At 71.7% G+C, this 21,911-nt stretch carries 19 protein-coding genes and 1 riboswitch; of the genes, 4 read left to right on the top strand and 15 right to left on the bottom strand.

Annotated elements, in window-relative coordinates; genetic code table 11:
• Nucleotides 1-542 precede the first annotated feature (542 nt).
• Nucleotides 543-1,346 (top strand): VOC family protein, encoded by an 804-nt coding sequence (locus tag ACH5AF_RS09530; protein ID WP_398900944.1) that lies wholly within the window; start codon nt 543-545, stop codon nt 1,344-1,346.
• Between the two features lie 9 nt (nt 1,347-1,355).
• Here the strand turns inward: ACH5AF_RS09530 and ACH5AF_RS09525 are convergent, their stop codons facing one another.
• From ACH5AF_RS09525 to ACH5AF_RS09475, 11 genes are all read right to left on the bottom strand, one after another.
• Nucleotides 1,356-2,345, bottom strand: a complete 990-nt coding sequence (locus ACH5AF_RS09525; protein ID WP_398900942.1) for an exopolyphosphatase — start codon at nt 2,343-2,345, stop codon at nt 1,356-1,358.
• On the bottom strand, nt 2,342-2,878 hold the full coding sequence (locus ACH5AF_RS09520) for a DUF501 domain-containing protein (RefSeq protein WP_398900941.1): 537 nt from the start codon (nt 2,876-2,878) through the stop codon (nt 2,342-2,344). The genes ACH5AF_RS09525 and ACH5AF_RS09520 overlap by 4 nt, the downstream gene beginning before the upstream one ends.
• Nucleotides 2,879-2,911: 33 nt before the next feature.
• A complete protein-coding gene (locus ACH5AF_RS09515; RefSeq protein WP_398900940.1) occupies nt 2,912-3,385 on the bottom strand; it encodes a septum formation initiator family protein in 474 nt (157 codons plus the stop codon).
• Nucleotides 3,386-3,476: 91 nt separating this feature from the next.
• Nucleotides 3,477-4,763 (bottom strand): phosphopyruvate hydratase, encoded by a 1,287-nt coding sequence (gene eno, locus ACH5AF_RS09510; RefSeq protein WP_398900939.1) that lies wholly within the window; start codon nt 4,761-4,763, stop codon nt 3,477-3,479.
• A gap of 301 nt (nt 4,764-5,064) precedes the next feature.
• Nucleotides 5,065-5,730: a transglycosylase family protein gene (locus ACH5AF_RS09505; protein WP_398900937.1), complete on the bottom strand. Its 666-nt coding sequence runs from the start codon at nt 5,728-5,730 to the stop codon at nt 5,065-5,067.
• Between the two features lie 3 nt (nt 5,731-5,733).
• A riboswitch (cyclic di-AMP (ydaO/yuaA leader) is annotated at nt 5,734-5,941 on the bottom strand.
• 270 nt (nt 5,942-6,211) lie between these two features.
• On the bottom strand, nt 6,212-7,183 hold the full coding sequence (locus ACH5AF_RS09500) for a transglycosylase family protein (protein ID WP_398900936.1): 972 nt from the start codon (nt 7,181-7,183) through the stop codon (nt 6,212-6,214).
• A 141-nt stretch (nt 7,184-7,324) separates the two neighbouring features.
• On the bottom strand, nt 7,325-8,569 hold the full coding sequence (locus tag ACH5AF_RS09495; RefSeq protein WP_398900935.1) for a cytochrome P450: 1,245 nt from the start codon (nt 8,567-8,569) through the stop codon (nt 7,325-7,327).
• Nucleotides 8,566-9,582, bottom strand: coding sequence for a nucleoside triphosphate pyrophosphohydrolase (locus ACH5AF_RS09490; protein ID WP_398900934.1), 1,017 nt, complete (start codon nt 9,580-9,582; stop codon nt 8,566-8,568). Before ACH5AF_RS09490 ends, ACH5AF_RS09495 begins: the two co-directional genes overlap by 4 nt.
• 193 nt (nt 9,583-9,775) lie before the next feature.
• Nucleotides 9,776-10,426 (bottom strand): SurA N-terminal domain-containing protein, encoded by a 651-nt coding sequence (locus tag ACH5AF_RS09485; RefSeq protein ID WP_398900933.1) that lies wholly within the window; start codon nt 10,424-10,426, stop codon nt 9,776-9,778.
• 135 nt (nt 10,427-10,561) lie between these two features.
• On the bottom strand, nt 10,562-10,978 hold the full coding sequence (locus ACH5AF_RS09480; protein WP_398900932.1) for a GtrA family protein: 417 nt from the start codon (nt 10,976-10,978) through the stop codon (nt 10,562-10,564).
• The gene (locus ACH5AF_RS09475) at nt 10,975-11,946 is read right to left on the bottom strand and encodes a glycosyltransferase family 2 protein (RefSeq protein ID WP_398900931.1); all 972 of its coding nucleotides are present in this window, start codon (nt 11,944-11,946) and stop codon (nt 10,975-10,977) included. Before ACH5AF_RS09475 ends, ACH5AF_RS09480 begins: the two co-directional genes overlap by 4 nt.
• 124 nt (nt 11,947-12,070) lie before the next feature.
• Here ACH5AF_RS09475 and ACH5AF_RS09470 point away from each other — a divergent pair, with 124 nt between their 5' ends.
• Nucleotides 12,071-14,440, top strand: a complete 2,370-nt coding sequence (locus ACH5AF_RS09470) for a YfhO family protein (RefSeq protein WP_398900930.1) — start codon at nt 12,071-12,073, stop codon at nt 14,438-14,440.
• Nucleotides 14,441-14,562: 122 nt separating this feature from the next.
• The gene (locus ACH5AF_RS09465) at nt 14,563-15,486 is read left to right on the top strand and encodes a class I SAM-dependent methyltransferase (protein ID WP_398900928.1); all 924 of its coding nucleotides are present in this window, start codon (nt 14,563-14,565) and stop codon (nt 15,484-15,486) included.
• A 56-nt stretch (nt 15,487-15,542) separates the two neighbouring features.
• On the opposite strand, the gene ACH5AF_RS09460 is transcribed toward ACH5AF_RS09465, so the two are convergent.
• From ACH5AF_RS09460 to ACH5AF_RS09450, 3 genes are all read right to left on the bottom strand, one after another.
• The gene (locus ACH5AF_RS09460; RefSeq protein WP_398900927.1) at nt 15,543-17,051 is read right to left on the bottom strand and encodes a protein kinase; all 1,509 of its coding nucleotides are present in this window, start codon (nt 17,049-17,051) and stop codon (nt 15,543-15,545) included.
• On the bottom strand, nt 17,048-17,767 hold the full coding sequence (locus ACH5AF_RS09455; protein ID WP_398900926.1) for a hypothetical protein: 720 nt from the start codon (nt 17,765-17,767) through the stop codon (nt 17,048-17,050). Before ACH5AF_RS09455 ends, ACH5AF_RS09460 begins: the two co-directional genes overlap by 4 nt.
• A gap of 187 nt (nt 17,768-17,954) precedes the next feature.
• Nucleotides 17,955-20,003, bottom strand: coding sequence for an N-6 DNA methylase (locus ACH5AF_RS09450; protein ID WP_398900925.1), 2,049 nt, complete (start codon nt 20,001-20,003; stop codon nt 17,955-17,957).
• Nucleotides 20,004-20,201: 198 nt separating this feature from the next.
• Between ACH5AF_RS09450 and ACH5AF_RS09445 the strand changes: the two genes are divergently transcribed.
• Nucleotides 20,202-21,020 (top strand): DUF4352 domain-containing protein, encoded by an 819-nt coding sequence (locus tag ACH5AF_RS09445; RefSeq protein WP_398900923.1) that lies wholly within the window; start codon nt 20,202-20,204, stop codon nt 21,018-21,020.
• A 140-nt stretch (nt 21,021-21,160) separates the two neighbouring features.
• Here ACH5AF_RS09445 and ACH5AF_RS09440 read toward each other — a convergent pair whose 3' ends face one another.
• On the bottom strand, nt 21,161-21,907 hold the full coding sequence (locus tag ACH5AF_RS09440) for an N-acetyltransferase (RefSeq protein WP_398900922.1): 747 nt from the start codon (nt 21,905-21,907) through the stop codon (nt 21,161-21,163).
• Nucleotides 21,908-21,911 lie beyond the last annotated feature (4 nt).

Here is a 21,911-nt window from a genome sequence, read left to right as displayed (position 1 = left end):
ACGGCGCCGCGGCGAGCAGGGCGAGGACCTCGCGCTCCCTCGGCGAACGGTCCTCGGCCGGAGCGCCGGTACCGGGGCCCGTGCCGTACCGGCGGCCCGTGCTCCAGCGCTGGTCGAAGACCTCCGCGAAGCACTTGGCGAGCCCGGCACTGTGCGGGATGACGTCCTCCGACTGCTCGGCGCGACCCTGCGGGCGGCCGAGCGCCGTGATCGCGACCGCACAGTCGACGACGTGGAGGTGGGCGGGGACTGGTCGTGCTCACCCATATGCGTGCGCCGTGGTGAGCGTGGCGGAACTGCGGGCGGGACGGTGCGGCGCGCGGCACGGATGGCGACGAGCAGGTGCATCTCGTGGCCACTGGGAGCCGGCAGCCGGGCGGTCACGTGAGCGTGCAGCCGCAAGCACCGACCAGTCCCCGCGCAGCCGGGCGGTCACGTGACCCGCCGGGCGGTTCGGCGCGCGACCGGCCACCGGTGGTGCCAGGCTGGGAAAGCTGAGCCAGGAGTCCCGCACCACGCCCAGGAGAGGGAGAAACCAGAACATGATCACCACCGACTTCGTCCCCGGCTCCCCGTGCTGGATCGACCTGGGCGCCCGCGACGTCCCGGCGGCGGCGGCCTTCTACAACGCCGTCTTCGGCTGGGAAGCCAAGCCGTTCGGCGCCGAGGCGAGCGACTACAAGGCCCTCCGACTCGACGGCAAGACGGTCGGCGCCATCGGGCCGCTCACCGAGGAGGGCGCCCGCTCGGCCTGGATGGTCTACTTCCACACCCCCGACATCGAGGCCACCGCAAAGGCCGTCGAGCAGGCCGGCGGCTCCGTCCGCACGGCGCCGTCCGAAGAGTCGGAGGAGGGACGGTTCGCCCAGCTCACCGACCCGCAGGGCGCCCAGTTCGCCGTCTGGCAGCCCGGCAGCTACCCGGGCATCGAGGTTGCGGACGGCCCGGGCAGCCTGAGCTGGGTCGAGCTGTACACGACCGACTCCTCGGCCGCGCGGGACTTCTACGGCACGGTCTTCGGATGGACCGGCCAGGACATGGAGCTCCCGGGCGGTGGCGGCACGTACACGATGCTCACCCCGAAGGACCATCCGCCGGAGCGGATGTTCGGCGGTCTCATGGCCGTCCCCGACATGTTCGCGTCCGGCGACGCGAAGCCGTACTGGCACCCCGTCTTCGGCTCGGCGGACTGCGACGCCACGGTGGCCCTCGTGCGGGAGAACGGCGGCTCGGTCTCGATGGGCCCGGAGGACGCGGAGGGCGTCGGCCGGCTGGCGGTGTGCAACGACCCGGCCGGGGCGGAGTTCGTCGTGCTCACCCCCGCCCCGTCGGCGGAAGCCGCCTAGCCGGAGCCGCTAGATCCAGCCCTCGGCCGCCTTGTAGGCGATGCCGTCGAGGATGTCGTGCTCACTGACGACGACCTCGCGGGCACCGATGCGCTGCATGATCGTGAGCAGGACGAGCGCCCCGGCCTGGATGACGTCGACCCGGCCGGGGTGCATCACGCCGATCGCCGCGCGCTCGTCGTGCGTCGCGTTCAGCAGCATCGTCGTGACCTCCTCGACCTGCTCGTAGGAGATCCGCGAGTGGTGGATCCGCGTGGAGTCGTACCTCTGCAGGCCGAGCGCGATCCCGGCCACCGTGGTCACGGAGCCGGCGAGGCCGACGAGGGTGCGGGCCTCGCCGATCGGGACGGTCTCGGCTGCGAGGTCGAGCGCGGCGTCGATGTCGGCGCGGATCGCGGCGATCTGCTCGGGCGTCGCAGGGCTGCTCGGCGCGTGCCGCTCCGTCAGCCGGACGCAGCCGATGTCGACGGACCGGGCGGCAAGAGAGAGGGGGTGGCGCGTAGCGCCTGCGTTGAGGGTGGTGGGCGACGGGCGGGAATGCTCCTCGCCGACCACGAACTCGGTGGAGCCGCCGCCGATGTCGACGACGAGGTACGGCTCGTCCAGGTCGGTGCGCCCGGCGAGCGAGCGGGTGGCACCGGTGAAGGAGAACTCGGCCTCCGCATCGCCGGTGATGACCTCCGGCTCGACGCCGAGGATGTCGAGGACGCCCCGGACGAAGTCGTCGCGGTTCTCGGCGTCGCGCGAGGCGGACGTGGCGACGAAGCGCACGGTCTCCGCCCCGAGGTCCTTGATGACGGCGGCGTACTCGCGGCACGCCGCGAAGGTCCGCTCCAGCGCCTCGGGTGCGAGTCGCCCGGTGCGGTCGACGCCCTGCCCGAGCCGGACGATGATCATGCGCCGGTCGAGGTCGACCAGGGTGCCGGACTCCGCGTCGACGTCGGCGACGAGGAGCCGGATGGAGTTGGTGCCGCAGTCGATGGCGGCGACGCGGGTCACTTCCCGGCCTCCTCGGGCAGCTCGGGCGAGACGCACGGACCCTTGCGCCACCACTCGGGCAGCATCGCGATCGCCTCGTCACCCAGTGGGTTCACGCCGGGGCCCGCCGCGAGCGAGTGGCCCACCAGGACGTGCAGGCACTTCACCCGGTCCGGCATGCCGCCCGCGCTGGGGAAGCCCTGCAGCACCTCGATCGCGTCGCGGCGTGCGATGTAGTCCTCGTGCGCGGCGCGGTAGGCGGCGGCCAGCTCGGGGTCCGTGGCCAGGCGGGCCTGCATCTCCTTCATGACGCCGTTCGCCTCCAGCGTGCCGATCGCGGAAGCGGCACGCGGGCAGGTCAGGTAGTACAGCGTGGGGAAGGGCGTCCCGTCCGGCAGACGGGGTGCGGTCTCGACGACATCCGGCTGCCCGCAGGGGCACCGGTGGGCGATGGCGCGCAGTCCGCGCGGCGGCCGGCCGAGCTGCTGCTCGAACGCGGCGATGTCCGCGTCGGTCGGCGCGGTGTGCTCGGTGGTGGGAGGAGGGGTTTCCATGCCTGCCTTGTTGCTGTGTTCGCTGCTGGGTGGCTACTTGCGGTCGGCGTTGTCCACGCCGTTCCAGACGTTGGAGTACCAGGGCCGGTCCGCCGCGCCGTCGTCCTCGATGCGCTCCTCGGCGGTCTCGGGGTCGATCACCGTGTAACCGGTCTCACCGGGGAGTACATAGTGCAGATGCTCGCGCGCCAGCCGCCGGATGTACATGTCGTCGTTCAGGCGCGCCTTCTCGTCCCGGAGCTCCTCGACCCGCTCGCGGGCCTCGGCCATCCGGCGTTTCTCTTCGGCGATCTCGGCGCGCTGGGAGACGTACTGGCGCATCGGGTACGCGAGGGCGACGACGAGGGAGCAGACGACCAGTGCGAGGAACGCGGCGCGGCCGGTGAGCCGGGAGCGGCGGGCCTGGCGGCGGCTCTGCGAGCGGTAGACGCGGGCGGCGGTCTGCTCGCCGAGCAGTCGCAGCCTGGTCGCGGTGGAGAACCGGTCCGGCTCCGTCCTGCGGGCCATCTCTCTCGCCTCCCCTTCACACGCGTACGTCCCCGGACACGGTACGGGACCGTGGCCGGGGACGTACGGACGACAGGGCGTCGGCCGGTGATCAGCCCTTGAAGCGGGGGAACGCCGAGCGGCCCGCGTACACCGCGGCGTCGTCGAGGATCTCCTCGATGCGCAGCAGCTGGTTGTACTTGGCGACGCGCTCGGAGCGGGCGGGGGCGCCGGTCTTGATCTGGCCGCAGTTGGTGGCGACGGCCAGGTCGGCGATGGTGACGTCCTCGGTCTCGCCGGAGCGGTGGGACATCATGCACTTGAAGCCGTTGCGCTGGGCGAGCTCGACGGCGTCCAGGGTCTCAGTCAGCGAACCGATCTGGTTGACCTTGACGAGCAGGGCGTTGGCGGTGCCCTCCTCGATGCCGCGGGCCAGGCGCTCCGGGTTGGTGACGAACAGGTCGTCGCCGACGAGCTGCACCTTGGCGCCGAGCTTGTCGGTGATGACCTTCCAGCCGGCCCAGTCGTCCTCGAACAGCGGGTCCTCGATGGAGACGAGCGGGTAGGCGGCGACGAGCTCCGCGTAGTACTCGGTCATCTCGGCGGCGGAGCGGGCCTTGCCCTCGAACTCGTACGCGCCGTCCTTGTAGAACTCGGACGCGGCGACGTCGAGCGCGAGCGCGATGTCCTTGCCCGGGGTGTAGCCGGCCTCCTTGATGGCCTCGAGGATGAGGTCGAGGGCGGCGCGGTTGGAGTCGAGGTTCGGCGCGAAGCCGCCCTCGTCGCCGAGACCGGTGGACAGGCCCTTGGTCTTCAGCACCTTCTTGAGGGTGTGGTAGACCTCGGTGCCCCAGCGCAGGGCCTCGGAGAAGGACTCCGCACCGATCGGAGCGATCATGAACTCCTGGATGTCCACGTTGGAGTCGGCGTGCGAGCCGCCGTTCAGGATGTTCATCATCGGAACGGGCAGCAGGTGCGCGTTCGGGCCGCCGAGGTAGCGGAAGAGCGGCAGGTCGGACGCCTCGGAGGCGGCGTGTGCGACGGCGAGGGAGACGCCGAGGATGGCGTTCGCGCCGAGCGAGGCCTTGTTGTCGGTGGCGTCCAGGTCGAACATCGCCTGGTCGATCAGGCGCTGCTCGGTGGCGTCGTAGCCGACGAGCTCCGGGCCGATCTGCTCGATGACGGCGAGGACGGCCTTCTCGACACCCTTGCCCTGGTAGCGGTTCTGGTCACCGTCGCGGAGCTCAATGGCCTCGAACGCACCGGTGGAGGCGCCGGACGGAACAGCAGCACGACCCGTGCTGCCGTCGTCGAGGCCAACCTCGACCTCGACCGTGGGGTTGCCTCGGGAGTCCAGGATTTCCCGGGCTACGACGACGTCGATGGACGGCACGAGCATCTCCTTCTGGGATGTGACGCGAGAAATATGCAGAGGTCTGCTTGGCCTTGCGGCAAGAGCCTAACCGGCGCGGGGGCAAAGCCCGGCCGATGCCCGCCCCGTGGGACGAAAAAGGGCATGAACGCTGGGCGTGCCGGACAAAACACCCGCAAGCTACTCGTAAGTAAGCCCTCATGGCCGAACCCCGGCCCGGCGCAACGGGGGAAGGTGCGCCAGGCCGGGGTGCTGGGGAGTGTCCGCGCGCGGGCGCGGACAGCGGGCGCGCGGCGGCTCGCATGGAGCCGCCGGCCCGGTCGGCGGGTCAGCTCAGGTGGAGCTGCTGACCCGGGTAGATGACATCGGCGTCGTCGATGATGTCCTTGTTGAGGTCGAACAGCTTCTTCCAGCCGCCCTTGACCTTCTCGGCCTCGGCGATCTTGCCCAGGGTGTCCCCGGCCTTGACCTTGTACTCGCCGTCGCCCTTCTTGACGGGCTTGGCGGCGGCCTTCTTCGGGGCGGGGGCCTCGGCGCGCTCGGAGCGGGTGGTCGGGGCCTCGGCGCGCTCGGCCGGCTGGGCGGCGGGCTGCGCAGGCTCGGCGGAGCCGCCGTTGTAGGGGGCGCTGGAGAGGTTGACGCCGCAGCTCGGCCAGGCGCCCTTGCCCTGGCCGGCGAGGACCTTCTCGGCTATCGCGATCTGCTGCGACTTGGAGGCCTGGTCGGCGCTGGCGGCGTAGGCGGTGCCGCCGTAGGCGGCCCAGGTGGAGGCGGAGAACTGCAGGCCGCCGTAGTAGCCGTTGCCGGTGTTGATGGACCAGTTACCGCCGGACTCGCACTGGGCGACGGCGTCCCACTCGGAGGCGGTGGCGGCGGATGCCGAGGTGGCACCAAGCAGCGGGGCGGCGATGGCGGCACCGGCGACGCCGGCGAGTGTGGCGATACGGGCGACCTTCGACGGACGGCGGTGCGCGGCCTTGCTGGAACGCAGCATGGAGCTTCTCCTCACCGACGCCTGCGAGGTGAGCTGTCGGGTTCGGGCCGGTGGGTGTCCCCGGGTCCGTCAGGACCTGTGGACGAGCTGCCCGGCCGCGCGATCGTGCATCGCGCGGCTTCACCCCAAGCCGTTCACGGCCGTCGTGATCGACGACCGGGACCGGCACTTACCTTGGGTCCCCCGCTCCTGCCTTCGGCGCACTGAGCGACGACTGTTCCCCCCGACCGACGGCAGGATTCGGCGTGACGGTCGACGGTGCCCGCGATGGCGAGCGGTTCAGACCGTAAACACACCACTCCCCGATGTTCAAAGTCGAACATCGGGGAGAAATCGCCCGAACCACCCTCCAATAAGAAGGTGTTTGCGCAGGTCGGGCACGGCTTGGGCGAATTTGCTGGGCCAGATCCGGCAGTTGCAGCAAAGAGACCCTTGTCTCACTTGCACAGATCGGACATATACCGGCGAATCGACGCCCGAACTACGGTCGGTTCAGGCCGACATCGAGGCTCTGACCGGGCCGGATGAGGTCGGGGTCGGCACCGACGGTCGCCTCGTTCGCCTCGTAGAGGGCGCTCCAGCCGCCGGGCACCTCCCGCTCCTCGGCGATGGCCCACAGGGTGTCGCCCTCCCGGACGGTGTAGGCGCCGTCGGACGCGCCACCCGTTGCCCCGTCACGCGCCGATCCGTCACCCCGTGAAGCATGACGCCCGCTATCGCGCTCATTGCCCTCGATGCCCGTTTCGGCATCGTCCGGCGCGGGCGTGCCACGGTGCTTGCCCGTCGCCCCGTCGGACGCCTCGCCGCTGCCTGGAGCACCCGGCTCATACACGCCGGACGAGTCGGCCGGATCGGACGAGGGGGGCCTCGAGGCGTCGCCGTCCTTGGGTGCGGGGGTCGTCGACGCGTCCGGCGCGGCGGCCCGCCCCGAGCCCTGCGCATGGCCGGTGGACGGGTCGGCGGAATCGGCCGACGCGCTTGCGTCGGGACCGGCTTCGGGATTCGTTTCGGCGTCGGGCTCCGAGTTCGCGTCCGGCAGCGGCAGGGTGTCTCCGGGGTCGACGCCGGTCGCGGCGCCGTCGTCCGTCAGGCCGGCGATCGAGGCGCAGACGGGCCAGGCCTCGGGGCCTTTGGCTTCCAGCACCCTCTCCGCGACGGCGATCTGCTGCGAACGGCTCGCCAGGTCGGCGCTCGACGCGTACACCGTGCCGCCGAAGTCCTCCCACGTCTGCTGCGAGAACTGAAGCCCGCCGTAGAAGCCGTTGCCGAGGTCGGCGCTCCACATGCCGCCGCTCTCGCACTCGGCGACGCGGTCCCAGGCGTTGGCGTCGGCGGCGGAGGCGGAGCCCGCGCCGAGCAGCGGGAGCGCGATGGCCGAGCCGGTCACCCCTGCCGCAACGACGATGGCCGGAGCCTGACGGGGTCGACGGTGACGTCCGTTCCCGGAGCGCATGCGGTTGCCTTTCGCGTGACTACTGGGGACTGAGCGGCCTGCTGATGCCTGCCGAGTCGACGGTGAACGTAGCCGCACTCGAACGTAAGTCACAAGTCGATGCAGCGCAGATCACGTGAAAGTCACAGTTTTGACGGCCCGTCAGCTAGTTTCGCGGGTGAACTCAACGGGCAGAGTGCGCAATCCGCGCATGATGAGTCCGCCACGCCACCGCAAATCGGCCGGATCGCCCGCAAGTCGCAAGTCCGGCATTCTCTTGAGCAGGGTCGCGATCGCCGTCTGCCCTTCGAGCCGCGCGAGCGGGGCGCCCAGGCAGTAGTGGATGCCGTGCCCGTATCCCAGGTGCTGGTTGTCGCGCCGGGAGAGGTCGAGCGCGTCGGGCTCCGTGAAGCGCTCGGGGTCGCGGTCGGCGGCCGCGAGTACGACGAGTACGGGGTCGCCTGCCGCGATCCGCTGTCCGCCGACGGTCAGTGGCTCGGTGGCGAACCGCCAGGTGGCGAGCTCCACGGGCCCGTCGTAGCGCAGCAGTTCCTCGACACCGGTCGCCAGCAGTCCGCTCTCACCCGCGGCCAGCGAGAGCTGCAGCCGCTCGCGCTGCTCCGGGTTGCGCAACAGCGCGTACACGCCGTTGCCGATGAGGTTGACGGTCGTCTCGAAGCCCGCGAAGAGAAGGATGAACGCCATGGCGGCGGCCTCGTTCTCGGTCAGGTGCTCACCGTGGTCGGACGCTTTGATGAGCCCCGAGATGAGGTCGTCCCCCGGGTCGTTCCGCTTGCGGTGGATCAGCTCGGCCAGGTATCCCCGCATCTTCTTCACGGACCGGGCGACACCACCGCGCGGACCTCCGCCGTGACGGATCATCATCCCGGCCCAGTCACGGAAGTCGTCCTGATCCTCGCGGGGAACGCCCAGCATGTCGCAAATGGCATAAATGGGCAGCGGGAAGGCGAACTCGTGGATGAGGTCGGCGCTCCCCTTTGTAGCGAAGTTGTCGATCAACCGGTCCGTCAGTTCCTGCACGCGCGGCCCGAACTCCGCCACGCGCCGGGGCGTGAACGCCTTCGACACCAGGCGGCGCAGCCGGGTGTGGTCCGGCGGGTCGATGTTGAGCAGGTGCGTCATCAGCTCGGCCTTGCGCTCACCGGGGATGCCGGTCCTGCCCCTGGCGTGGGCGGGCTCGTCGTGATGCGCCGGGTTCTTGGACAGCCGGGGATCGGCGAGTGCCTGCCGCGCGTCCGCGTAACGGGTCACCAGCCACGCCTCGACCCCGGACGGAAGCGCGGTCCGGTGCACGGGCGAGTGCTCGCGCAGCCAGGCGTAGGCGGGGTAGGGGTCGGTGGCGAACTCCCAGGTGAAGAGCTCGGGCGGGGTGTTCGGGTCGGTCACCCCTCGACGGTATCCGCCCCGCCGTGCCCCTCCGCCGCGCGGATCGCGTCGCGGTAGGCGCGGGCCGCCGCGCGCAGGGCCGCCTCCGGGTCGACACCGTCCGCCTCCGCGCGTACGGCGAGGGCGAGCAGCTCGTAGCCGATGCCCTCGCCGGCCGGGGGCGGCGCGTCCAGGCCGGCCGTACGGACCCGGGAGGCCAGCTTGGCCGCGAGGGCGAGGCCGGGCTGCCCGAGCGGCACGCCGTCGGTCACCGATGTGCGCTGCTTCTCGATCGCCTTGGTGCGCAGCCAGTGCGCCTTGACCTCCTCCGGCGTCTCGGCGCTCTCGTCGCCGAAGACGTGCGGATGCCGGTGGATCAGCTTCTCGACGATGGTGCCCGCCACGTCGTCGATCGAGAACGGCCTCTCGGCGTCCTCCTCGGCGATGCGCGCGTGGAAGACGACCTGGAGCAGGACGTCGCCGAGCTCCTCGCGCAGCTCGTCGCGGTCGCCGTCCTCGATGGCCTCGACGAGCTCGTACGCCTCCTCGATGCCGTACTTGGCCAGACCCTTGTGCGTCTGCTGCGAGGACCAGGGGCATACGCGGCGAATGCGGTCCATGACCTCGACGAGGTCGAGCAGCCGGGCGCCGGGCAGGTCGTACGAGCCGGGGAGCAGCTCCAGGTCGGGCATGTTCAGCTGTCCCGAGCCGCCGAGCCGGGCCAGTCCGTCGGTCAGCGCCCGGTCCCCTTCACCGGCGGCGAGGACGACCACGGTGCGCCCTCCCCTAGAGCCTTCGGCCTGGGAGGTGCCCCCAGCGCAGGCGTCGACGAGCTCGCGGGCACTCGGCGCGGCATGCTCCACGGCCACGCCCGCCTCGCGCAGATACGGCAGCTGGGGGTGGGCGGCGTCGGCGCACAGCACCCGGTCGGCGGCGTGCAGCGTCTGCCACGCCGGCCAGGACAGCAGTCCGGGCGCCACCCGGTGGCTGGCGGTGAGCAGGACGATACGGCCGGCGTCGACAGGTTCGGTCACTCCTCGAACCTACCTCGGCCCGGGAGCGGGCCGGAGGGGCCCCTTTCCTGCCTCGGCCGGGTCCCCTCCTTCCACTCAGGTGCCCCGGCGAAAGCCCCGGCGTCCTCGACCCAGGAGCTGGCGCCCCCTGGCCAAGGCACCGTGTCCTCGACTCACGGCCTGGCGCCCCTGGCCAAGGCACCGTGTCCTCGGCTCAGGCACCGGCCGGGGCCGCCTCCGCCTCCTTGGTCACCTGGGTGATCCAGGGCGCCTTGTAGGTGCCGAGCTCCAGCTCGGTGTCGTCCCAGGCGCCGTAGCGCGGGTTCACCTCGATGTGCAGCGACTTGGCGGCAGCGGTGAAGGCCTCGTTCATCTTCTGCTGGCCCTCGGGTCCGTTCGTCGCGCCGAGCGCTTCCGCGATCTTGTTCACGAGGACGTCCCGGCGCACGACGTCGTCGAGCTGGTCCGGGGCGACACCGCGCTGCTGGAGGTACATGGCGGTCAGCTGCTCCTGGCCGCCGGACTGCTCCGTGAGCGCGGCGCGCGCGTCCTGGACCTCCTTGCGGCTCGCCTTCACCCCGGCGTCGGCGGCTGCCTTCTCCACGACCTTGTCCACGATGAGGTCGTACAGCTTGGCCCGCCCGAGCTGCCCGGTGTCCTTGATCATCTGAGCGGCCTGATCGGATGCCCGCTGCGCCTCGCGCACGTCCTTGACCTTGGCCTGGACGGTGGACACGTCGATCCGCTGCCCGCCGACGACGGCGGCGGCCCCGGGGTGGGCCTCGTTGCCGCAGGCGGCGAGGAGCGGCGCGGCGGCGATGATCGCGGCGGAGACGGCGAGCGCGGTGCGACGGCGGCGGTGCAAAGGGGCCTCCCCTGGGATTGTGCTTCGATGCACAAGACCTTGCGGTGATCGATGGTAGGCAGTCGACAGTGACCTGGGCCACTGATTCGCCAAACGATTCGCCTGCGGCAGGGGATGCGCAGGCGCGTCACCGTGTCAGCCGGCCGAGGTGCGCTCCGGCTCCGGGGCGGGCTCGGACCGGCGCTCCGGGCGGAGCATGATCGTGCGGGAGACCACGAACGTGATCGGGATCGCCGCCGCCGCCGCGATCAGCGGCGCGTACCGGCTGCCGAACCCGAGCACGGCCACCAGCAGGTACACGCCGGCCGTGGTGACCACGAAGTTCGCCGCGTTGGTGAGCGGGAACAGCAGGAATTTCCGCCAGGTCGGTCGCGTGCGGTAGGTGAAGTACGAGGTCAGGAAGAACGACCCGACCATGCTCAGCAGGAAGGCGACGACATGCGCCGCCACGTACGGAAGCCAGATCAGCAGCACCAGGTACAGGCCGTAGTACGTCCCGGTGTTCACCACTCCCACCAGGGCGAACCTGACCATCTGGCCCCGTACCGTCATCGCCCTACCAGTTCCCCCGTGCGCCTGTTCCGCTCGTCGTCCCGGCGGAGGCCGGCGTTGGTCGCCTTCACCAGGAAGTGCGGTCGCCGCTTCACCTCGTAGTAGATGCGGCCGACGTACTCGCCGACCACTCCGAGCATCAGCATCTGCACGCCGGCGAGCGCGATGACCGCCACGAGTAGGGTGACATACCCGGGGGTGTCCACACCGTTCACCAGGGCGACACCGACGATCCACGCCGCGTACGCCATGGCGACCGCGAGCAGCAGCATTCCCAGGTAGATCGCCGCCCGCAGCGGTTTGTTGTTGAACGAGAGAAGCCCGTCCAGACCGTAGTTGAGCAGCTTTCCGAAGCTCCACTTGGAGCGGCCCTGCTCACGTACCGCATTCTCGTACTCGAAAGTCGTCGTACGGAATCCGACCCAGGCGAAGATCCCTTTGGAGAACCGGTTGTATTCGGTGAGCTCCAAAATCGCGTCGACCGTCCGGCGGGACAGCAGCCGGAAGTCCCCCACGCCGTCCACGAGCTCGACGTCGACCAGCCGGTTGATGAGCCAGTAGTAGGCGCGCGCGGTGACGGTGCGGGTGACCCGGTCGCCCTTGCGGGTGCGCTTGGCGATGACCTGGTCGAAGCCCTCCTCGTGCAGTTGCAGCATGCGCCGCACCAGCTCCGGCGGGTGCTGCAGATCGGCGTCCATGATGACGACCGCGTCGCCCTCGGCGTGCTGGAGGCCGGCGAGCATCGCCGCCTCCTTGCCGAAGTTGCGGCTGAAGGACACATAACGCGTACGGGAGTCGGCCTCGGCGATCTCCTGGAGGAGATCGAGCGTCCGGTCCTGGCTTCCGTCGTCCACATAGACCAGCTCGAACTCCTGCTCCAGCAGGTCCATTTCGGCGGTCACATGGTCGTGGAAGCGGCCGATGATCTCCTCTTCGTTGAAACACGGGACAACTATCGAGATCAGCACGGGAGAACAACAACCCGCCCGAATGTCGCCGCCCCGTGTTTCGCATGACATACAGGCGACCATTGGGTGAACTGGCCCGCGCCCAGCACGTTTTCACGATCGGCGCTGGCATATTCGATGCATCATGTGGACTCTGCCCTCCGCGCGCGGCCGTGCCGCCGCACTCGCCGCGCTGATCACCGTCGGGACCATGAGCGCCGGTGACGCCGTCGCCCGTACCTTTCCCTTCGGACCGCGCACCCGCAGCGTGAACGACCTCGGCAACCAGTTCGTCCCGTTCCACGCCCGCCTGTGGGATCTGCTCCACGGCCGCGCGGACGGCGGTGTGCTGCTCAACTGGCAGTCGGGCTACGGCACCAGCGCACTGCCCGACCTCGGCACCTATCTGACAAGTCCCATCTCGCTGCTCGTCGGTGTCTTCCCGCGGGACGAGATCGACCTCGCCGTGTACGTCGTGACGCTTGTCAAGATGGCGGCCGCCGCCGCGGCCATGACCTGGCTGCTCACCGCACTGCACAAGGGCAACGGCCGCCGCTGGGCGGCGGGCGTGCTCGGCGCGTCCTACGCCCTGTGCGGCTGGTCGGTCGTGGAGGCGTCGTACAACCCGATGTGGCTGGACGGTCTGATCGCCTTCCCGCTGCTGTGCCTCGTCGGCGAGTGGGCGCGCAAGGGCGTCAGGCCGCTGCTGGGGCCGGTGATCGTCGCGCTCGCGTGGGTCGCCAACTTCTACACCGCGTACATGGCCACGCTCGGGGCCGCGCTGGTGCTGGTGGCCCGGCTGCTGGCGGAGACTCAGGCGCAGGAGCGGATACGGGCCCTGCTGCGGTCCGGATGGACGGTGCTGCTCGGGATCGGCCTGTCCGCTCCGGTCCTCGTCCCCGTGTTCCTCGGCGCGCGGCACGCCTACCCGGGGTGGACGAAGGAATTCACCCCCGCCGGCTGGACGGACGTGTTCGCCCGGACCCTGCCGGCGACGTACAGCTTCTTCACCCCCGCCGTCTTCATCGGCGGCGGCGCACTGCTGCTGGCCGGCGGGCTCGCCTTCAACCGGTCCGTGCCCCGGCGCGAGAGACGGGTGTGGACCGCGCTCACGGTGGCGGTCGCCGTCTCGATGCAATGGGGGCCGACGCATCTGGTGTGGCACGCCTTCGCGACCCCCAACGGCAGCCCCTACCGGCAGACCTTCGTCCTCGCCGGCCTTGTGGTGATCACGGCCTGGACGTGCCTGTCGCGCGGCTGGCCCAGTCGGCGGGCGCTGCTCGGGGGCGGCGCGGTGGTGACCGCGATGGCGCTCGGCGCCGGCAGCAGCGAACTGGTCACCGGACCGGCGTACCTGCTGTTCGCCGCGGGCCTGGCCGCCGCGGTCGGCGGTCTGCTGCTCGCCGCGCGGGGCCGCGCCGTGGCGGTGGCAGCGGTGCTGCTGACCGGGGCGCTCGTCGGCCAGGCCGCCGCGACGACCGCGTACGCCGATCGCGAGCGCCCGGCCAGGCTCGACGACTACCCGTCGTGGGGCGCCTCGCACGACGAGCGGGCGGCCGCCGTCGCCGCGGCCGACGGCTGGCCCCGCTACCGAACGGACCCCGGGCGCACGCAGCTCACGGGCAACGACCCGATCCTGCTGGGCGGTCAGGGCGCGTCGTACTACAGCAGCCACACGCCCGAGGTGCTGACGCGCACGCTGGCGGCGCTCGGCGGCGGCTGGACGTCACGCGGCCGCAGTCTGCAGTCCCTGGACAACCCCGTCACGGACGCCGTCTTCTCGGTCGGGGCCCGGCTGCGGACCGCCCCCGGGCAGCGGCCGCGGGTGATCCGGCAGGACACACCCCCGCTGGTGACCGTGCGCCCGGCGGGCCCGGAGCCGCGCTACGGCACCTCTCCGTTCCGCAACCAGGAGATGCTGCTGGGCGCGAAGGTGTACGAGTCCCCGGTCGCGGGCGCCTGCCGCGTCGGCACCGAGGTGTTCCTGTGGGCGCCCGACCACACGGGAACGGCGCGCGTCGGCGACGGCCCCGAGGTCCGGCTGCTCGGCGGACTGCCGAAGCGGCGGGCGGCGCTCACGCCGCTCGGCACGGTCACCGAGCCGGGCGCCCCCGTCGTCTACGGCGGCGCGGCGCCGCGGGACGCGATCATCGGCTGTCTGGACCGGGACCGGTTGACGGCCGCGGTCGCCCGGCTGAGCAGGACCGGCGCGGTGGCGGTCGAGGTCACGGACAGCGGCGTCACGGCCGAGCTGCCGCCCGGTACGAAGGGCACGGCCGTGCTCGCGGCACCGCGGATCGCGGGCTGGAGCTGCGACGGGCGCCCGGCGGACGCGTACCTCGGTCTGGTCGCCGTGCCGCTGGACGGCACCCGTACCACCGTCACGTGCTCCTTCCGGCCGCCGGGCCTGCTCGCGGGGTCGGCCGCGGGCGCCGGTGCGCTGGTCGCGCTGGCCGTCACGGTCTGGGTCGTCAGGCGGCGTCCCGGCGCCGGAGCGGGTCGCCGGGAGGTGTGACGGGCGGCCCTTCCCCTCAAGGAAGGACCGCGGCCTTCTTCACGGCGGCGACATCAAGACTTCACCTGCGCAGCATCGGCCCTTGGTGGGGTCGGGGGCTGATCACGCGTACGTTCCCGGGCATGCCTTTTGTGCCCAGCCGTTTGACGAAGCAAGTCCTGCGTCCCGCCCTCACGTTGGTCGAGCCGCACGTGAGACGGGGCGTGGAGCGTGTGACCAAGCCCCTGCGGGCCGACGTCGATTCCCTGCGCAGAGAGGTCGAGGAGATGCGGACCCGGCAGTACGCGCTGGGCCTGCTCCTCGACAGCACGGGCAGGGGAACGCACCGGATGCCGACGCGCGGCGCGATCGACACGCTGGTGCGGCAGATACAGCAGGTGAGCGGCGGCAGCGAGCACGCACACCGCAGCGTCGTCGTCGCCTACCGCACGGTCGTCGCCCAGGAGGCACTGGGCGTCGGCCGGCTGGCGGGCTCAACGTCCAATGTGTGCGGGAAGCTCGCCACGGTCCCCCTGCTGTCCCCGCCCAACGGCAGCATCCTCGAAATCGGCACACTGTACGGGCAGTTCGCGTCCGCCCTGCTGCGGATGATGCACCGGGCGGGGACACGGCCGGACCTGACGATCGTCGACCCGCTGGCCGGCTCGCAGCTCCAGCCGGGCACCACCCACCACGCCGACCCGACGGGCACCCCCGTGGACGAGGACGTCGTACGGGCCAACCTGGCGCTGGCCGGCAGCCCGGAGGCGTACGCGTCGAGGATCGAGCGGGGCTTCTCGTCCGACCCCGACGTGCGCAAGGCAGTCTCCGACCGGGAGTACGGCGTCGTCATCGTGGACGGCGACCACTCCGGTGACGGGGTCCGGGCGGACCTGGAATGGGTCGAGGAGATCGTCGCCCCCGGCGGAATCGTGGTGCTCGACGACTACGGGGACAACAAGTGGCCGGGCGTGCAGGACGCCCTGGACAAGCACCTGGCGGCCGGCGCGTCCAGGCTGCGGATGCTGGGACGCGTCTCGACGTCGGCCTATCTCCGGGCGAGCTGACCGGGCCCGGGAGCGGCCTCGCTGCTGCGCACGGCAGCGGGGCCGCTTCCGTTGTCTCAGCCCGCGCGGAACTGCTGCTGCCGCTCCAGTGCGCGCCGCAGCTCCAACGGGAGCTGGTGGTACGAGCCGTACACGCGCTCCGCGTCCGACAGCAGCGCCTGGAACTGGTGCCGTGCGGCCTTGTGATCGCCGACCGCAAGCAGCAGGTGGCCGATGCGGTGCCGCACCTGGAGCGCCCGTTCGTGGTCGGCACTCTCGTAGTACGGCAGGACCGCGCGGTATTCAGCGAGCGCGGCGGCCGCCTCGCCCAGCTGCTCCAGGCACTGGGCCGCGTCGAAGCGGAACTGCAGGGTCTGCGGGTCGGAAGGCCCCGCCTCGGCCGTGCGATCGTCGGCGAGCCGGCGCAGCTCGGGCAGCGCGCGGCGGTACTGGCCGTCGTCCATGAGCGTCGCCGCGTACTGCTTGCGCAGGATCCTCACCACCGGTGAGTGCTCGCCGTGCTCGGCCGCGGCCGCCGGGAGGATGCCGCCGAGGATGTCCACGGCCCGGGTGATGCTGCCCTCGCCGAGCAGGCGCTTGACCTCGTCGACGGCGGCGGCGACGTCCGGCCTGGGCTCGTGCGCCATCGGCGGTGCGGCCGGCGGCGGCGGAGTGCTCGCACGGTCCGGCCAGGGGGCGTGCGGGCGAAGGAAGGGGCGGGTGGGATCCAGCGGACCTGCCGGGGCGCCGCGCGAGGGCAGCAGCGGCGCCAGCGCCTCGTACACCTCCTGCGCGCCGGACGGCCGGTGCTCCGGGTCCTTGGCGAGCAGGCGCAGGACGAGGGCCTCCAGCGGCTCGGGGACCTCGGGGCGCAGCTGCCGGACCGGGAGCGGCGGCTCGTAGAGATGGCGGTGGAGGACGCCGAGCGCGGTGGAGCCCGCGAAGGGGACGTTGCCGCTGAGGAGTTCGTGGAGCAGGACGCCGAGGGCGTACAGGTCGGTGTACGGGCCGACAGCGCCGCCCATCGCCTGCTCGGGCGCCATGTAGGCGGGGCTGCCGATGGGCGATCCGGTGTGGGTGAGCCGGGTGGTGTCCGTGTCGATGACGGAGGCGACTCCGAGGTCCAGGACGGTGACCGTCCCGTCGGGCTTCACCATCACGTTGCGCGGCTTGAGGTCGCGGTGGACGATCGGCACGGCGTGCACCGCGCCGAGCACCGCGCACAACTGGGCGGCGACGCTGACGGCCCACTCCCACGGGTAGGGGTCGTGCTCCGCGAGGTGGTCGGCGAGGTCGGCGCCCTCGACGTACTGCATCACGAGGTACAGGTCGTCGTCGTCGCTGCCGGCGTCGTGGACCGTGACCAGACCGGGGTGGCTGACCTGGGCCGTCACCCGGCACTCGCGCACGAAGCGGCGGCGCATCTCGTCGGCGGCGGTGGCGGCGGCCATGTGGCCGGGGTGCAGCAGCTTGACGGCGACGCGGCGGTCGAGGCGCCCGTCGTACGCCGTCCAGACCTGGCCCATGCCGCCCTGCCCGATGAGCGCGGACAGCTCGTAACGGTTCGCGACGACGCGGCCGTTCACTTGTCCTCTTTCTTGCGCAACAAGTCGCTGAGCTCGTCGAGTTCGGCGCGGACCTGGTCGATCCGCCCGGTGGCGGGCGCGGAGGACGGCGGTGTGGACGGGGCGGGCGCCGGTATCGGGGGCGCCGGTATCGGGGGCACCGGAGGCTGGTCGGCCGGGACATGGATCGAGGGCTGCACGGCCGGGACCTGGGTCGGGGGCCGGTCGGCCGGGACATGAGCCGGGGGCTGCGCCGGCGGGTAGCCGTAGCCCGCCGGCTGATGTCGGGGCATCCCGTACAGCCCTGCGGCCGCTGCCGCCGGACCGTACGGCGAGCCCGTCGGCAACGGCGGCGGCCATGCCGCGGCCGTGCGCGGCTCCTGGTAGTGGCGGATGTCGGCGACCAGGTAGTGCGTCGGCACACCGAGCGCCAGCCCCAGCATGGCGAGGAGGCACACGTAATCCACCGACTCCGGGGGCGCCACGGCCGCCGGCGTCTCGCTTTCGGAAGAGAACTCCCCGATGACGACGAGGCAGGTCACGGCGACCGCGAGCGACAGCCAGAACAGCAGCCAGTCCGACCGCCGCCCCCTCATGATCGCGATGCGCAGCATCGTGCCCCAGGCCAGAAGTCCGAAGCTGAGCAGCGCGAGCGCCACGAAGACGAGGCGCACGACGACGAGCAGCGCTGTCGAAGGGCGCCGGGGCTGCGGCGGCGCGAAGCCGTGGCCGTGCATTCCTGCTCCTGGAGGCCTGAACGGGGAAAAAGGACTCAAGCGGACTGAAGCGTATACACCGACGACGACAAACGGTTGCCGGTTGTACGGAACCGTTGTCCCATGCGTCACTCCGAGATCGACGGCCCCGGTGCGCGCGGGCCACTCCGTGCGCGACGGCCCTGTGCCGGCCTTGCTGCCGAGCCGGTCATTCCGGCAGGACGCTGCCGTCCGTGAGTCCGTCGTACAGCCCCTGCACCAGTTGTTCGCCGAGCCTTCCGGCGAGACGCAGCGCCTCCTCGAACTCGCCCAGCGCACGGAAACGGTCGCCGTAGCGCCGCTGGTCGGCGAGCGGCAGCCGGGGCAGTTGGAGGCGGCGGACGTCGAGCCGGGTCGCGGTCGAGGCGTAGCTGCTGGCCTGGCGCTGGTTGGCGCTGCCGCGCAGGAAGCCGGCGAGGAACCAGGGATCGAGCGCGGCCGGATCGGGACGCAGCAGTTGGAGGTTGCGGCCGAGCGCGGCGCCGGCCAGCTCCTCGTCCGCCACGCGCACGATCGTGCCGGCCCCGAGGACCGGGACGACGACGTCGCCCGCCTCGATCAGCACGGGCTCCTCTTCGGGGCCTGCCGGAAGTGCGCCCGAGGGGTTCCGGCCGGCGAGGACGTCCTGCTCGGTGAGGACGGCCACCGGTCCGTCCGCGGGTGCGGCACCGGTGCCTCCGGCGCGCAGGACGAGGGCGCCGGCGCGGGCGAGTTCACCGACGGTGGTGGAGGGCCAGTGCACGGGGGCGGCGGGCGGCGCGGAGCGCGCCGGCCGGGGGGTGAGCTCGGCGGTCCGCCCGAGGGTCTGCGTCAACCGCTCGCGGACGCGGCCCAGTTCGGCGGTGCCACCGCCTGTCGCGGGGAGCGGGAGATGACGGGCGGGTGCCAGGTCAACGTCGTCGTCGAGGAGTTCGATGACCGGGACGCACCGGCTCACACCGGGGGTCTCCGCCACCGACCCGTGCCGCTCGAAGGGCCGCCAGGCGTCGAGCACCGCGGTGCGGATGGCCTGCCAGTCGAGTCTGTCGCGGCCCGCGGCGGCGTGCTCGGTCGTGGCGGTGTCGACGACGAGCAACTCCGGCGACGGGCGTTCGGTGGCGTCGGGCCTGGACAGCACCCACAGATGGAGCGGGATGCCGTACGGGGGCGCGGCGCCGGCGGGGAGGGCGATGACCGCCCGCAGCGCACCGCGGCGCAGCAGCCCGGCGCGGACGCGGCGCCCGGAGCGGCGGGAGGCGGCGGCGGGCGGCATCAGCAGCACGGCGGTGCCGCCGGGGCGCAGTCGGGCGAGGGCGTGCTGGACCCAGGCGAGCTCGGACTCGGTGCGGGCGGGGAAGCCGTACTCCCAGCGCGGGTCGTAGGCCAGTTCCTCGTGGCCCCAGTTGCGTTCGTTGAACGGCGGGTGGCACAGGACGGCGTCCGCCGCGAGCGCGGGGAACGCGTCGGCGCGCAGGGCGTCGCCGACCCCTACCCGTACGTCGGCGTCCGTGTGCAGGGCGAGGCGCAGCGCGGTGAGTGCGGCGAGGTCCGGGTCGCGCTCCTGGGCGTGGAGCGCGGCCGGGCGGTCGACGGCACGCAGCAGGGAGCCGGTCCCGGAGGCGGGGTCGAGCACGATCCCGGCCGCCCCGACGAGGGCGGCCATCAGCGCGGCCGGCTCCGCCGGGGTGAGTGTGTACTGGCGCGGGTTGGCGTCGAGGTGGCGGCCCAGCAGGAACTCGAACGCCTGGCGGGCGCCGGTCTCGGCGGCGAGCGCGGCGGCCCCGCGCATGAGGGGCACGGAGGGCGCGAGCTCGCCCGCGACCGGTGTCCGTACGGCTCGCGGACCGCCGAAGCGCAGGGTCAGCACCTCCTCGAGCACGGCGGGCAGCGTCTCGGCCATCCGGGCGTCGGATACGGCGCTCAGGGCGGGCCAGCCGGAGGGCCTGTGGTGGACGAGGAGGAGCGCACAGCCGGCGTGGACGAGTGCGGTGACGGCTCCGGCCGGGTGGCCGGAGAGCTGCTGCCAGACCCGTTCACGCAGCGGCACCTCTGCCAGCTTTCCCTGGTCACGCAGCCAGCGCTCGACATCCGCGAGGGCGAAGGACGGGCTGGTCTCCGTCCCGCCGGCGGGCTTGGGGAAGTCGGCGTGCCGGCGCCGCCAGTTGCTCACGGCGGCACGGCCCACGCCGGCGAGCCGGGCGATTTCGGCGGCCGTCACCTCTGGCTGGTTCTCCGGCACTCGGCTGTCTCCCCGTCAAAGTTCCGCTTGTACTGCGATCGGCACTGTACTCGGGTTCACGCGCAGCGTGCGCTTCACACCATCGAATTAAAGAGCCAACAAATTCCATGTTGACTCGGTTCACAAGCTCTGCTGTCATTGACCCACGGCAGCACGGGTCACGGCAATCGGGCCCGCCACAACCAATGGGGGGGACCCATGTCGCAGTACACCCAGCCGCAGCCGGAGCCGGGCCAGTTCACAGCGCCGAGCCCGGCGCGCAACGGCCTCGGCACCGCCGCCCTGGTGCTCGGAATCATCGGCATCATCTTCGGAGTGATCCCGTTCCTCTTCTGGATCGGCACCGTCCTCGGACTGCTCGCGCTGGTCCTCGGCCTCGTCGGCCGCGGCCGTGCCAAGCGTGGCGAGGCCACCAACAAGGGCGCGGCCACGGCCGGTACGGTGCTGGGCCTGCTGGCACTGATCGCGAGCATCGCCATCGGCATCGTCACGGTGATGGCGGTGGACGAAGCGGTCGACGAGATCAACAAGTCGGTCGAGAACACCGCTCCCAAGGACACCACCAAGGACACCACCAAGGGCGACCAGGACGGCGCGGCCAAGGACGACTCGGCCGAGGAGAAGGGCAAGGCCCTTGCCGCGGACGAGACGTCCGTCTACGACGACGACGTGCAGGTCACCGTCTCCGCGCCCAAGCCGTACACGCCCGGCGAGTTCGCGGTCGGCCACACCAAGGGAAACAAGGCCTACCAGGTCACCATCACCATCGAGAACGCCGGCAAGGAGAAGTACGACGCGAACCTCGTCACCGTCGACGCCCGCGCCGGAAAGGACGGCGTGACCGCCGAGCAGATCTTCGACGACAAGGCGGGCACCGGCTTCGAGGGCTCGATCCTGCCCGGCAAGAAGGCCACGGTCACCTACGCCTTCGACGCCCCGGCCGATGCGAAGAACCTGACGGTGGAGGTCTCCCCCGGCTTCGACTACGACGCCTCGCACTGGGAGCTGACGGTCTGACCGTCCCACCCATGTCAGCCGGGGAGGCCGCCGAAGCGGGCGGCCTCCCCGGCTGACGCGTTCTCCGCCGCGGCCGCATCCCCGGCTTCCGCCCGACAGCGCGAGCGGGGCCGCCCACCCGGACAGCCCGCTCCGGCGCGTCACAACCGGTGCCGCACCCATACGTTCGGCTCCACGTACACCGCGTAGCCGCGCTCCACCTCGCAGTGCACCGGCACCAGGGCGCCCGGGACCTCGACCTGACCGGTCGCGTCGAACGGCAGCCCGGTCCACTTACGCCACTGGTCCAGCGAGCCGGTGACCGTCATCGATGTGTGCGCCACCTTCTCGATGACACCGCCGGCCCGCACATGCACCCGCAGCCATGGGTCGTGCGGCAGGCCGTCCGCCTCGCGGGTGCGGTGGGCGTACTCGTCGATCAGGGTCTGCGGTTCGGCCTTCTTCGCGCTCGGTCGCACCGGTGCGATCACCTGGTCGAAGCCGAGACGGCGGGCGTTGTCCCGCATCGCGGCCAGCATCCGGCCCGATGTCCCCCGGCCCTGCCGGTCGGTGGCCACAGTGATCTCGACGGCGCTCATGATGTCCGGCTTCCGGCCGTGCCGCAGGTCGGAGAACGCCCACAGCATCACCTGGTCCCAGCCGCCGGCGGGCAGTTCCCGGCGCCCGTCCACGTCCATGGCCAACGGCACGCTGAACGCCCGTGCCACGACCTGCCCCTCGGGATCCGTCGCCACCAGCACATACTCGGGGAGCTCGCCGACGATCCGTCCGACGTACGCCCAGCCGACCGGGTCGTTGACGATGAACTCCTCCCAGGTGTCGAGCATCTGCCACATGGGGCCCTGGAGTTCGGGGCGCTCGGCGAGGGTAGTGATCGTGAGGTCCATGGCG

It is taken from the genome of Streptomyces sp. NPDC018833 (assembly GCF_044390825.1).
Taxonomy (GTDB): Bacteria; Actinomycetota; Actinomycetes; order Streptomycetales; family Streptomycetaceae; genus Streptomyces.
This window is presented reverse-complemented; position numbering and strand designations above follow the sequence as displayed.